We start from the raw sequence: 12,782 nt of genomic DNA, 5'->3' as shown, positions 1-12,782 counted from the left end.
GGAATCGCGTACCAGATAGAAATTGGTCACCAGCATCGGCACCAGGAACAGCACGCTGATCAGGCTGAACTTCATGCCGAAGCTCAGACGGTTCATCAGCGAGACGGCGGGATAGAGCAAGCTCTTCACTGGAAGTCTCCCTTGGTTTTTCTTGTTTTTATTGGCGGGCGCGGGACGAGAGCAGATAGCCACTATCGGGCGCTATCTCTGTATAGCGTAAATCGGCGGGAGGTTTTGTAACTTAAGGTTAATGGCAATGCAGTGATCGCCAAATCAAAAGCAAAAAGATCGCAGCCTTCGGCAGCTCCTACAGGGAAATGCGTTCCAAGGTAGGAGCTGCCGAAGGCTGCGATCTTTTGATCTTTCTGTAAATCAGCGAATCAGTGAACCAGAACCGTCCACAAGGCAAACCCGGCATACCACAGCACCGCCGCGCGCAGCAGCAGTTCCCACAGGCAATCGAGGGTGTTGATGCCGTCCGGGCCGACCACTGGCGGTGGAACTTCCCCGGCGGCCAGGCCGACCTTGTTGATCAACTGCGCAGCGCTGATGTTCCAGTTGAGCAGCTCATGCAGCATCACTCGGCTGACCGCGACGAAGTTGCCGACCAACGCAAGACTTGCCGCCAGCAAACGAACCGGCACCCAATCGAAAGCGTGACGCAATTGCGCAGCACGCTCGACCAGCGCCGGATTGCAGCCGTGCTCTTCGGCCAGCGCCAGCAAACGATAGGCCAATGCCGCCACGGGGCCGAGAAGGAAGTACCAGAAGATCACCGCGAAGAAACTCTGATAGGCCTGCCACAGCAGATGCCCTTGCACCCGCTCGAGCAACTGCTCGCCGTTGTCGGCGCAGATGTCCAGGTCGCGCTTGGCCACGTGGGCCGCCGCTTGCAGATCCTCACGGCGCCAGGCATCGCGGAACGGGCCGAGGCCGCCGAGCAGATCGCCGCGTCCGAGGCTGTAGATCACCACCAGCAAATGCACCGGCAGCGCCAGCAAACCGTAAGCCACAGGTTCCAGCACCAGCAGCAACAGCGCCAGCAACGCCACCGGGAACAGCACCAGAATCGTCAGCACCAGCCACGGTTGCCTGGCCAGCCGTTTGCTGTTTTCGAGTTTGTGCAGTTCGCGGATCCATCCGCCGTCGCGTTGAAGCCGATGGCGCAGGGCCGAAAACTTCTCGATCCACAGCGCCAGCAGTAACACCAGAAAACTCATTGTCCTTCCTCTTTTGCCAGGGCGGCGCGGTAGCGTGCCCAGTCGAATGCCGGTCCCGGATCGGTCTTGCGCCCCGGAGCGATATCGCTGTGGCCGCAGATACGCTGATCGGTGATCGCTGGAAAGCGTTTCTGCAACTGCCGGGTCAGCGCAGTCAACGAGCAATATTGTTCGTCGGTGAACGGCAGATCATCGGTGCCTTCCAGCTCGATGCCCACGGAAAAATCGTTGCAGGTTTCACGGCCTTCGAACATTGAAACGCCGGCATGCCACGCCCGCGCAAGACAAGAGACAAACTGGGTGACCTTGCCGTCACGTTCGATCAGAAAGTGCGCCGAGACACGCAGGTCAGCGATGCCTGCAAAGTACGGGTGTTCGGTGACATCCAGACGATTCTGGAAAAATTCCTGCACCTTGCCCGTGGCGAATTGCGCCGGGGGCAGGCTGATGTTGTGGATGACCAACAGGGACACTTCGCCCGCCGGGCGCTCATTGAAGTTGGGCGACGGGCAGATCTGCACGCCATGACACCACCCGCTCGCGGGATCCAACTGCATACCGATTCCTTCAACGCCGACCATGTGGGCGCCCAGTATGCCGCGATCCGCCCTCACCGCGCGATCACTTGCCGCGATTGAGTCGCCGCAGGTCGCCCAGCACCGATTCCAGTGCGCGGTCGAACAGCAAGGTGTCATCCAGTGCGCGCGCGACGCCACGGCTGAAAGCCAAGGCGAGGTCGGTGCGGCTGTGCTCCAGCACTTTCGTCCCGGTGCGGTCGACGAAGACATATTTGCCGGTCTCTTCGATGATCGCGGCAAGCTTGCAACGCAAGCTCTGTTCGTCGTCCTCATCGAACACCACCCAGTTGCCCACTCGCAACTGCTCGACCTGAGACAGAGCGGCATCGTCTTGCGCCAGGCGCGGCGCCGGGGTCGCTGGCGTCTGGCCGGCACTGTGCTGCAAGAGCTCGGGGGTAATTTCGATCAACGGCATGGCGCTGTGATCGGCATCGTCGGAACGCTCCAGCACGCGCACGTGCAGAGCCTCCAGCTCACCGAAAAATTCACTGGTGGCAAAGGGGTCGAACGCGGTGCTGCTCAGGCCATCGCGCAGCGACTTGAGCAAACCCGGCACCAGTGCCAGCAGGCGCAGGCTGGATTCGCCGTCGTCATGGCGTTGCACGCTCCAGACCAACTGTTCCATGGTCTGCACATCGGCATGCCATTCGGCGGACTGATCGCCGTGCTTGAGGCAGGTCAGCAACAGCACTTTGCTCCAGGCCTGCTGGACGAAACTGACCACCGTCGCCGGCAGCACCAGGCCCAGCAGAGCCTGCTGCAACGCCTGTGCAACGCGATGCTGAGCCAGTTCGGCTTTTGCCCGGCCTTCCTCGGCATCACGCAAGCGTTGTTCCAGCAGTTCAGTGCGGCGGCGCTCTTCCTGAGTGAAGGCGAGGAAGTCGGCGAGCAGTTCGGAAAAGATCGCCGGGTCGTCGACAAACTCGCTGAGCAAGCGCTGTACCACTTGCTCGATGCGCACATAGAGGTTGTCGCGCTCAGCGCCGTCGCAATCGCTCCAGCCCATTGCGGCCTCAGCGATTTCGTTGAGCAGGCGCCGCGCCGGGTGCGTGCTGCGGCTGAAGAAACTCTTGTCCAGCACCGCAACCTTGAGCATCGGAATCTGCAATCGGCCGATCAGCGCCTTGAGCGCATCGGGCACATTGCGATCGTCGAGGATGCAGTCGAAAACCATGGCGATCAGGTTGATCACATCTTCGTCGGCAGTCGCGACAACGCGGGAGCGGCCACTTCGGACGCTGACCCGGGTCAGCAACTGTTCGAGCTGATGACGCAGATCGAAATCTTCCTGAGCCTCGAGCGCCGGTACGTATTGCTGCAAGTGCGACAACAACCGCAGCAGGTCGCGGGTGTTGATCGGATGCGCGGGTGCGCCGGGCTCCAGGGTCGGTGTGACGCGGCCGCGGACCTGGGCGAGCAATTGCTGCATCGCGGCGAACACTTCCTCGATGCCTTCGTCCGCTGGCGGCTCATCGAGATCTTCAATCAATGTGTCGCTGTCCGCAGGCTCGACCATGCGACGAGCCACGGCGGGTTTCAGATGTGGCAACACGCCGGTGGCGAGCAACAACTGATTGGCCTCGCCATACAACTGTTCGGTGTCAGCCAGCACATAGCGTTCGAACAGCTTGAGCAGGATCAGCTTGACCTTGATCTCGACGCCGAGGTTACGCCCGGCCTGCAGGAAATATTCGCAGAGCATCGCCGGACTCAGCGGATTGTGCTGATCGTCCAGACGCTTGCCGAGCATCGAGCTGAAGCGTGCGGTCAGTTGATCGAGAGCAAAGCCGTCGCGCTTGAGCACGCGGCTGACCATGGTCTGCACGGCCACGGTACGCTCCATGGCATCGGTGCGCGGCGCCGACTCTTCGACCACCGGCGTGCGTGGCAGGGAGTTGGCGGCGGGGTCGTATTGGGTAAGGCCGGCGAAGGCTTCAAAGAACAGTTCCAGAAAGCCGCGCTCGATATTCTTGCGCTTGAGGCGCAGGTCACGCATGGCTTCGAAAAAGATGTTCTGATCGACGTCGTTGCGCGCCCGGTCGGCCATTTCGAACAGCGTGTCGTCGGCGTTATCGAACAGCTCCTGCAAATCGTGGCGCAGCTGCTGGGCAGCCTTGTCGCGAACCTGCAGCAGAATCACCGGCAAGCGGGCAAGCGGCGAGTGGTCCGCCAGATCGGCAGTCGCCCGGTGCAAAGGCACCACTTTCCCGTCGTTGCGCATCCAAGCCTCCTGGAACGGTGATTCGGTTCGTCGCTTTGACACTGCCCAACTGGACTCGTTCGTCAAAGCCATGACGTCAAATACAAGGCGGATTATCTGGCAAAACAGGCCAGCGATGCTATAGGCCTCAGGGTTTCCCCTATACGCCATACACCTCGCACTCAGCGCAGGAAAATCGACCAGATGCGTCAGGCACGAACGTTCTCGCCTTGGGTTGGCTCGCGCCCTGCCCCTATAATCGAACCACTTTGTTTGTGGAGTCCGTTATGCCGAATCTACGTCTCGCCGATCTGACCGCCGAAATCGAAAACAACGTGCGCCGTGCGTTGCTCGAAGACGTCGGCAGCGGCGACATCACCGCGCAACTGATCCCGGCCGAACGCCTGGCCAAAGCCACCATCATCACCCGTGACGACGCCGTCATCTGCGGCACCGCGTGGGTCGATGCGGTGTTTCGCCAGCTCGATCCGCGCGTGGCGGTGCATTGGCAAGTGGTCGACGGCCAGCGGGTCAAAGCCAATCAGCCGCTGTTTCACCTGGAAGGCCCGGCGCGCTCACTGCTGACCGGTGAACGCAGCGCGTTGAACTTCCTGCAGTTGCTGTCCGGCGTAGCGACGCGCGCGCAGTACCTGGCGGACTTCGTCGGCGAAACGCAGGTCAAGTTGCTCGACACCCGCAAAACCCTGCCCGGCCTGCGCCTGGCACAGAAATATGCGGTGACCTGCGGCGGCTGTCACAACCACCGAATCGGTCTGTACGACGCCTTCCTGATCAAGGAAAACCACATCGCCGCCAGCGGAGGCATCGCCGAAGCCGTGGCCGCCGCACACAAGATCGCCCCGGGCAAACCGGTGGAAATCGAAGTGGAAAGTCTTGAGGAATTGAAGCAAGCGCTGGAAGCCGGCGCCGACATCATCATGCTCGACGAACTGAGCCTGGACGACATGCGTGAAGCCGTACGCCTGACCGCCGGCAAAGCGAAACTGGAAGCCAGCGGCGGCATCAACGAAAGCACGCTGCTACCGATCGCCGAAACGGGCGTGGATTACATCTCGATCGGCGCGATGACCAAGGATGTCAAAGCGGTGGATCTGTCGATGCGACTAAGCCTCTAAACGCAGCGGCAAGCGGCAAGCTGCAAGCTACAAGCTACAAGCTACAAGCTACAAGCTACAAGCTGCAAGCTACAAGCTACAAGCTACAAGCTGCAAGCTGAGCGATTGTGCTTTTACTTGTAGCTTGCAGCTTAAAACTTGTAGCTGCTTTTAAACGACGAGATTGTTCATCTCGCAGTACTCTTCCCACTCGACACCCAATACTTCTGCCGCTTCCTTGTGCAGCACGAGGCGCTGCGCCTCGAACTCTTCCGGCGAGCTCGTGTACTTGAGGGTCAGCTCCCACGGCTGCAAGCCCTGCGCTTCGGCTTCATCTTCGAAGGCCCACTGGATCTGGTCTTTTTGATCATCGGGACTCAGGTCCTTGATCTCATCCTTCAGGTCCGGCACATCCAGAAGGTATTTTTCCAGCGCTTGTTCGTGGCGTTGCTCTTGGGTCAATTCAGTCATGGGGTTCTCGCTGATCTTAGGAATGGAGGATGGATCTGGATCATCAAGGATCTCTCTGACGCGGACTGGCCGGCCTTCGGAACCATTCGGGATCATCTGAAAACTGCTAAGCGATGCTCATGCAGGCACCGAATATAGGACGTTTGCATGACGAATTACACGGCTCTTTACATCTCTTGCACAAAAAGCTGACCTGCGGAACATGAATCGATGTGGCGCGCTGAGGAGTTGGTGCCCGAGACAGGAATCGAACCTGCGACCTTCGCGTTACGAGTGCGCTGCTCTACCGGCTGAGCTACACGGGCGGTGGGCTAAACCTAGCACCGGTCTCGAGCTGCGGCAAATTTGTGGGTTGTCTGATGGTTTTCTTTTGAGAACCACAATTTCTTTATTTCAGATAAAAAAATGCCCCCGCCGTTTGCACGGCGGGGGCATCTTCATTGCGCTAAAGCGTTGGGGTGATTAAACGCCCGAAGCCTTGGCAGCTGCCACGTCTTTGATGGACAGCTTGATACGGCCGCGGTTGTCCACGTCCAATACCAGCACTTCCACTTCCTGGCCTTCTTTCAGGATGTCGGTCACTTTCTCAACGCGAGCGTCGCTCAGCATCGAGATGTGCACCAGACCGTCCTTGCCCGGCAGGATGTTGACGAATGCGCCGAAGTCGACGATGCGCTCAACCTTGCCGACGTAGATCTTGCCGATCTCGGCTTCTGCCGTGATGCTCAGAACGCGCTGACGCGCTGCTTCTGCGGCATCCTTGGTTTCGCCGAAGATCTTGATCGAGCCATCGTCTTCGATGTCGATCGAAGCCTTGGTTTCTTCGCAGATCGCACGGATGGTCGCGCCACCTTTACCGATAACGTCACGGATCTTGTCGGTGTCGATCTTCATCGCGATCATGGTCGGAGCGTTGGCCGACAGTTCGGTACGCGACTGGCCAATGATCTGGTTCATCTGGCCGAGGATGTTCAGGCGCGCTTCAAGGGCCTGGCCCAGAGCGATTTCCATGATCTCTTCGGTGATGCCCTTGATCTTGATGTCCATCTGCAGCGCAGTAACGCCTTTGGCGGTACCGGCTACCTTGAAGTCCATGTCGCCCAGGTGATCTTCGTCGCCGAGGATGTCGGTCAGGACGGCGAACTTCTCGCCTTCTTTAACCAGACCCATGGCGATACCGGCTACCGGTGCCTTCATCGGTACACCAGCGTCCATCAGTGCCAGGGAAGCACCGCACACGGAAGCCATCGAGCTCGAACCGTTGGATTCGGTGATTTCCGATACCACGCGGATGGTGTACGGGAACACGTCAGCGGCTGGCAGCATGGCCGAAACCGAACGACGGGCCAGACGGCCGTGACCGATTTCGCGACGACCGGCGCCACCCATGCGACCACACTCGCCTACCGAGAACGGCGGGAAGTTGTAGTGCAGCATGAACGGGTCTTTCTTTTCGCCTTCCAGGGTGTCCAGCAGTTGCGCATCACGGGCGGTGCCCAGTGTTGCAACAACCAGTGCCTGGGTCTCGCCACGGGTGAACAGAGCCGAACCGTGAGTCTTTGGCAGGACGCCGACTTCGATGTTCAGCGGACGTACAGTCTTGGTGTCGCGACCGTCGATACGTGGCTTGCCGTTAACGATGTTTTCGCGAACGGTGCGGTATTCGATTTCGCCGAAGGCCAGCTTTGACTTCAGCAGCGCTTGGCTGGCCTTCTTCACCGGACAGCTTGGCGACCACTTGGTCCTTCAGCTCACCCAGGCGAGCGTAACGGTCGGCCTTGATGGTGATGGTGTAAGCCTGGGAGATCGCTTCGCCGAACTCGGCACGGATAGCGCCCAGCAGTTCGGTGGCTTCTGGCGCAGGAGCCCAGTTCCAGGTTGGCTTGGCAGCTTCGGCAGCCAGTTCTTTAACAGCGTTGATCACAACCTGGAATTCGTCGTGAGCGAACAGTACCGCGCCTAGCATCTGGTCTTCGGTCAGCTCTTTGGCTTCCGATTCAACCATCAGCACGGCGTCGGAAGTACCGGCAACGACCATGTCCAGGCTCGAAGCGGCCTGCTGCTCGTAAGTCGGGTTCAGCAGGTAGCCGGTGCTTTCGTGGAAAGCCACGCGAGCGGCGCCGATCGGGCCGTCGAATGGAATGCCGGAAATGGCCAGGGCAGCCGAGGTACCGATCATCGCAGCGATGTCCGGATCGGTCTTCTTGCTGGTGGAAACGACGGTGCAGACAACCTGCACTTCGTTCATGAAGCCTTCTGGGAACAGCGGACGGATCGGACGGTCGATCAGTCGGGAAGTCAGGGTTTCTTTCTCGGAAGGACGGCCTTCACGCTTGAAGAAACCGCCAGGGATCTTACCGGCAGCGTAAGTCTTTTCCTGGTAGTGCACGGACAGAGGGAAGAAACCCTTGCCCGGATCGGCTTGCTTTGCACCGACAACAGTCACCAACACGCTGACGTCGTCGTCAACGGTGACCAATACTGCGCCGGAGGCCTGACGGGCGATACGGCCTGTCTCGAGGGTAACGCTCGATTGACCGAACTGGAATTTTTTGATTACCGGGTTCACGGTGTCCTACCTTCTTTGTGGCTCTTGGGGGAAACGGTTTCTTGCGAATTCTTGGGCAATCTCGGGAATCGGCCCGATGGCAATTGTCCGGGTGCTACAGGTAAAGCCATGCTGCAGATAAAACTTGAGGCTGGGAGCCTGCAAGACGCCAGCGGAAAACCGCTGACGCCCGACAGACCACCAACCTCATAGCGCAATCGCTGATTAGCGACGCAGACCCAGGCGAGCGATCAGCGCGGCGTACCGGCTTACGTCCTTGCCTTTCAGGTAGTCCAGCAGCTTGCGACGCTGGTTAACCATGCGGATCAGACCACGACGGGAGTGGTGATCTTTACCGTTGGCCTTGAAGTGACCTTGCAGTTTGTTGATGTTGGCGGTCAGCAGTGCAACCTGCACTTCTGGCGAACCAGTGTCACCAACAGCTTGCTGGTAGTCAGCAACGATTTGAGCTTTTTCTTGAACGTCGAGAGCCATGAGGCAATCCTTCCTTATCAGGAAACTGTTTCAGGGAAACAGCTTCAACAGGCCAGGGACAAATCCCTGTATCTATAAATGAGTAGTGACCATGCCTGTTAACAGCCACACTCGCCGGCCCGCTTAACGCAGACCGGTTCCGGTCATTCTGACCGAATCAAGCGACGCGGCGCGATACGCCCGTCTTCGCTCACTTCACCGATACCGATAAAGCGACCATTGTGATCCTGTACTCGTACCATGCCGAACTTCGGTGCATCCGGGGCACGTACCGGCTGGCCGTTGAGCCAGTAGAACGCACTCGCTTCCGAGAAATGCAGCAGCGGCCAATCCTGCAGGCCGCTGTCCGATGGCATCAGGAAGCGATCGACCGCTTCGTTGCCGCCTTCGGCATGTACCGCTTCCAGCTCTTCGAGGGTCACGGTCTGCGCCAGGGTAAAAGGCCCGGCCTGGGTCCGACGCAATTCTGCGACGTACGCACCACAACCGAGTTGCTCACCGATATCCTCCACCAGGGTCCGAATATAGGTGCCCTTGCTGCAGTCCACCGCAAGCCGCGCAGTATCGCCTTCGAAGGCCAGCAATTCCAAGCGCGCAATAGTAACAGAACGCGGTTCGCGCTCCACTACTTCGCCTGCACGTGCCAGTTTGTACAGCGGCTGGCCATCACGCTTGAGTGCCGAGTACATTGGCGGTATCTGACTGATTTGCCCGCGAAATTTCGGCAGAACCGCTTCGACATCGGCGCGACCAACGGTCACCGGACGCTCCTGCAAAACCTCACCTTCGGCATCGGCCGTGGTGGTGGTCTTGCCCAGTTGCGCCAGAGTCTCATAGCCCTTGTCGGAATCGAGCAGGTATTGCGAGAACTTGGTCGCCTCGCCGAAGCACAGCGGCAACACACCGGTGGCCAAAGGGTCGAGGCTGCCGGTGTGCCCGGCCTTTTCGGCATTGAGCAGCCAGCGCACCTTCTGCAAGGCAGCGTTGGAGGTGAACCCCAATGGCTTGTCGAGCAGGATGATACCGCTGACGTTACGACGGATACGTTTGACCTGAGCCACCGAATTACTCCTTGGTGTCTTCAGGTGCTGGAGCGGCAACGTGCTGATTGTCTTCAGCGACGGCGCGCTCAATCAGCGCCGACAGGTGCGCGCCACGCACGACGGATTCGTCGTAGTGGAAGTGCAGTTGCGGCACGCTGCGCAGCTTCATTTCGCGGGCCAATTGCATGCGCAGGAAGCCTGCGGCGGCATTGAGCACCTTGATGCTTTGCGCGATGTCTTCAGCGTTGTCCTGCCCCATCACGGTGATGAAAATCTTCGCGTGACCGACGTCACGGGACACTTCCACAGCGGTGATGGTGACCAGGCCGACGCGCGGGTCTTTGACTTCGCGACGGATCAGTTGCGCCAGCTCGCGCTGCATCTGATCGCCGATACGTTGGGTACGGCTGTATTCTTTTGCCATGATTTGTTACCTGTTACTGCCCAGCGGTGAAACCCGCAAGGTCTGAAAGCGGCAAACGCCCGGCCTGACAAAAGCCAGACCGGGCGTTGCGTTTAGAGTCCGGACGCTGTGCCGTGCATTTGCATGCTACGGCCCATCGTGGCCCTTGAAGTGCGCGAGTCAGAGGCTGCGAGCAACCTGAACCTTCTCGAAGACTTCGATCTTGTCGCCAACTTTGACGTCGTTGTAGCTCTTCACGCCGATACCGCATTCCATGCCGGCACGCACTTCGGAAGCGTCATCCTTGAAGCGGCGCAGGGATTCCAGCTCGCCTTCGAAGATAACGATGTCTTCACGCAGTACACGGATCGGACGGTTACGGTGCACGACACCTTCGATCACCATGCAACCGGCGATCGCGCCAAACTTCGGCGAACGGAACACGTCACGCACTTCGGCCACACCCAGGATGTTCTCGCGAACATCGCTGCCGAGCATGCCGGTCAGGGCTTTCTTGACGTCTTCGATGATGTCGTAGATCACGTTGTAGTAACGCATATCCAGACCTTCCTGCTCGACGATCTTGCGAGCGCCGGCATCGGCACGCACGTTGAAGCCGAACAGTACAGCGTTGGAAGCCAGTGCCAGGTTGGCGTCGGATTCGGTGATACCACCGACACCGCCACCCACGACGCGCACTTGTACTTCGTCGTTGCCCAGGCCATTCAAGGCACCGTTCAACGCTTCCAGCGAACCACGGACGTCGGATTTGAGGACGATGTTGAGCGTCTTCTTCTCGGCCTGACCCATGTTTTCGAAGATGTTTTCCAGCTTGCCGGCGTGAGCGCGAGCCAGTTTGACTTCGCGGAACTTGCCTTGACGGAACAGAGCCACTTCACGGGCTTTCTTCTCGTCGGCAACCACGCTCATCTCGTCGCCAGCGTCCGGGGTACCGTCCAGGCCGAGGATCTCGACAGGGATGGAAGGACCGGCTTCCTTGATCGGCTTGCCGTTCTCGTCGAGCATGGCACGTACACGGCCGTAGTTCGAACCGACCAGAACCATGTCGCCTTGACGCAGCGTACCGTCCTGAACGAGCACGGTTGCCACCGGGCCGCGACCTTTGTCGAGACGCGATTCAACCACCACACCACGGCCAGGAGCCGACGGAGTAGCTTTCAGTTCGAGAACTTCGGCCTGCAGCAGAACGGCTTCAAGCAGCTCGTCCACGCCAGTACCCATCTTCGCCGAAACCGGTACGAATGGCGTGTCGCCACCCCAGTCTTCGGAAGTCACGCCGTGAACCGACAGCTCGCTGCGGATGCGATCGAGATCGGCGCCCGGCTTGTCGATCTTGTTCACTGCAACCACCAGCGGCACGCCAGCTGCCTGCGCATGCTGAACCGCTTCGATGGTTTGCGGCATCACGCCGTCGTCCGCTGCAACCACGAGGATCACGATGTCGGTCGCCTTGGCACCACGGGCACGCATTGCGGTAAACGCAGCGTGACCCGGGGTGTCGAGGAAAGTGACCATGCCGCGATCAGTCTCAACGTGGTACGCACCGATGTGCTGGGTGATACCGCCGGCTTCGCCAGCAGCTACCTTGGCACGACGGATGTAGTCGAGCAGGGAAGTCTTACCGTGGTCAACGTGGCCCATTACGGTCACGACTGGTGCACGGGAGAACGACTCACCTTCAAACTTCAGGGACTCGGCCAGGGAATCTTCCAGAGCGGTGTCGCTGACCAGGGTCACTTTGTGGCCCAGTTCTTCGGCTACCAGTTGAGCAGTTTCCTGATCAAGCACCTGGTTGATGGTCGCTGGGGTACCCAGTTTGAACATGAACTTGATGATTTCAGCCGCTTTGACCGACATCTGATTGGCCAGATCGCCAACCGTGATGGTCTCGCCGATCTGCACATCACGCACGACAGGGCCGGTCGGGCTCTGGAAACCGTGGGCGTTGCGTTTCTTCAGCTTGGCCTTGCCGCGACCACCACGACGGAAGCCATCGCTTTCTTCGTCGGTAGTGCGTGGCGCCACACGTGGTGCCGGGGCTTTTTCTTTGACCGATGCGCGATGCGGAGCGTTTTTGCGCTCGCCATCACCGCCGCCGCTGCGACGGTTGTTATCGTCGGCACGTGGCTTGTCCGGACGGCGCTGTTCGTTCTGCTTGTTGCGAACGTCAGCCGATGGAGCAGGAGCAGCAGCCACCGGTGCGCTTTCGCGAACAGGTTCGGCAGCAGCCGGTGCCGCAACGGCGTCGCTGGCAGCGGTTTGCGCAGCAGCAGGCTGGCGACGCGCTTCTTCTTCGGCGCGTTGCTTGGCTTCTTCTTCAGCCTTCTGACGGGCAGCATTTTCTACTGCGCGACGCTCATCCAGTTCACGCTTGCGCTCGGCTTCGATTTCTTCCGGGCTGCGCTGTACGAAAACTTTCTTCTTGCGAACTTCAACGCTGATGCTCTTGCTACCAGCCACACGCAGGGTGCTGGTGGTTTTACGCTGCAGCGTGATCTTGCGTGGTTCTTCCACTTTCGCCTTGTGACTGCTCTTCAAGTGAGTCAGCAGGGATTGCTTCTCACTGTCAGTCACATTTTCGTCGGCGGCGGTGTGCGGCAGACCTGCCTCACGCATCTGCTGCAACAGGCGCTCTACCGGTGTTTTGACCTCATCGGCCAGTTGTTTCACCGTGACTTGCGTCATGCA

At 59.4% G+C, this 12,782-nt stretch carries 9 protein-coding genes, 1 tRNA gene and 1 pseudogene; 1 reads left to right on the top strand and 10 read right to left on the bottom strand.

What is annotated here, in order from left to right; translation table 11 throughout:
- Positions 1-380: 380 nt before the first annotated feature.
- The 3 genes from ampE to FEE99_RS08485 form a co-directional block, all read right to left on the bottom strand.
- Complete coding sequence (gene ampE / locus FEE99_RS08495) at positions 381-1,220, bottom strand: regulatory signaling modulator protein AmpE (protein WP_041477938.1); 840 nt, start codon at positions 1,218-1,220, stop codon at positions 381-383.
- On the bottom strand, positions 1,217-1,777 hold the full coding sequence (gene ampD, locus FEE99_RS08490; protein WP_041477937.1) for a 1,6-anhydro-N-acetylmuramyl-L-alanine amidase AmpD: 561 nt from the start codon (positions 1,775-1,777) through the stop codon (positions 1,217-1,219). The genes ampE and ampD overlap by 4 nt, the downstream gene beginning before the upstream one ends.
- A 64-nt stretch (positions 1,778-1,841) precedes the next feature.
- Positions 1,842-4,019 carry a DUF1631 domain-containing protein gene (locus tag FEE99_RS08485; protein ID WP_041477936.1) on the bottom strand — a complete coding sequence of 726 codons (2,178 nt, stop codon included), beginning with the start codon at positions 4,017-4,019 and terminating at the stop codon, positions 1,842-1,844.
- A gap of 266 nt (positions 4,020-4,285) precedes the next feature.
- Here FEE99_RS08485 and nadC point away from each other — a divergent pair, with 266 nt between their 5' ends.
- Complete coding sequence (gene nadC / locus FEE99_RS08480) at positions 4,286-5,134, top strand: carboxylating nicotinate-nucleotide diphosphorylase (protein WP_016771747.1); 849 nt, start codon at positions 4,286-4,288, stop codon at positions 5,132-5,134.
- A 150-nt stretch (positions 5,135-5,284) separates the two neighbouring features.
- Here the strand turns inward: nadC and FEE99_RS08475 are convergent, their stop codons facing one another.
- The 7 genes and pseudogenes from FEE99_RS08475 to infB all read right to left on the bottom strand — a co-directional run bounded on the left by FEE99_RS08475 (position 5,285) and on the right by infB (position 12,779).
- Positions 5,285-5,584: a DUF6388 family protein gene (locus FEE99_RS08475; protein WP_041477935.1), complete on the bottom strand. Its 300-nt coding sequence runs from the start codon at positions 5,582-5,584 to the stop codon at positions 5,285-5,287.
- A gap of 229 nt (positions 5,585-5,813) precedes the next feature.
- A tRNA-Thr gene (locus tag FEE99_RS08470) sits at positions 5,814-5,889 on the bottom strand.
- Between the two features lie 157 nt (positions 5,890-6,046).
- Positions 6,047-8,153: pseudogene (gene pnp / locus FEE99_RS08465) on the bottom strand (polyribonucleotide nucleotidyltransferase).
- Positions 8,154-8,357: 204 nt separating this feature from the next.
- Positions 8,358-8,627: a 30S ribosomal protein S15 gene (rpsO, locus tag FEE99_RS08460; protein WP_016771751.1), complete on the bottom strand. Its 270-nt coding sequence runs from the start codon at positions 8,625-8,627 to the stop codon at positions 8,358-8,360.
- A 143-nt stretch (positions 8,628-8,770) separates the two neighbouring features.
- Complete coding sequence (gene truB / locus FEE99_RS08455) at positions 8,771-9,688, bottom strand: tRNA pseudouridine(55) synthase TruB (protein WP_024011571.1); 918 nt, start codon at positions 9,686-9,688, stop codon at positions 8,771-8,773.
- 4 nt (positions 9,689-9,692) lie between these two features.
- Positions 9,693-10,094: a 30S ribosome-binding factor RbfA gene (rbfA, locus tag FEE99_RS08450; RefSeq protein ID WP_016771753.1), complete on the bottom strand. Its 402-nt coding sequence runs from the start codon at positions 10,092-10,094 to the stop codon at positions 9,693-9,695.
- A gap of 159 nt (positions 10,095-10,253) precedes the next feature.
- Positions 10,254-12,779, bottom strand: a complete 2,526-nt coding sequence (infB, locus tag FEE99_RS08445; RefSeq protein WP_041477933.1) for a translation initiation factor IF-2 — start codon at positions 12,777-12,779, stop codon at positions 10,254-10,256.
- Positions 12,780-12,782 lie beyond the last annotated feature (3 nt).

The sequence above is a fragment of the Pseudomonas sp. ef1 genome, assembly GCF_007293365.2.
Classification (GTDB): Bacteria; Pseudomonadota; Gammaproteobacteria; order Pseudomonadales; family Pseudomonadaceae; genus Aquipseudomonas; species Aquipseudomonas siliginis.
Note: the sequence above shows the minus strand (reverse complement) of the source record. Positions and strands in the feature narration are given on the sequence as shown.

Bases quoted from the DNA above. Each gene is read 5' to 3' on its own strand.
- ampE (WP_041477938.1), bottom strand. From the start codon at position 1,220: ATGAGTTTTCTGGTGTTACTGCTGGCGCTGTGGATCGAGAAGTTTTCG.
- ampD (WP_041477937.1), bottom strand. From the start codon at position 1,777: ATGCAGTTGGATCCCGCGAGCGGGTGGTGTCATGGCGTGCAGATCTGC.
- FEE99_RS08485 (WP_041477936.1), bottom strand. From the start codon at position 4,019: ATGCGCAACGACGGGAAAGTGGTGCCTTTGCACCGGGCGACTGCCGAT.
- nadC (WP_016771747.1), top strand. From the start codon at position 4,286: ATGCCGAATCTACGTCTCGCCGATCTGACCGCCGAAATCGAAAACAAC.
- FEE99_RS08475 (WP_041477935.1), bottom strand. From the start codon at position 5,584: ATGACTGAATTGACCCAAGAGCAACGCCACGAACAAGCGCTGGAAAAA.
- rpsO (WP_016771751.1), bottom strand. From the start codon at position 8,627: ATGGCTCTCGACGTTCAAGAAAAAGCTCAAATCGTTGCTGACTACCAG.
- rbfA (WP_016771753.1), bottom strand. From the start codon at position 10,094: ATGGCAAAAGAATACAGCCGTACCCAACGTATCGGCGATCAGATGCAG.
- infB (WP_041477933.1), bottom strand. From the start codon at position 12,779: ATGACGCAAGTCACGGTGAAACAACTGGCCGATGAGGTCAAAACACCG.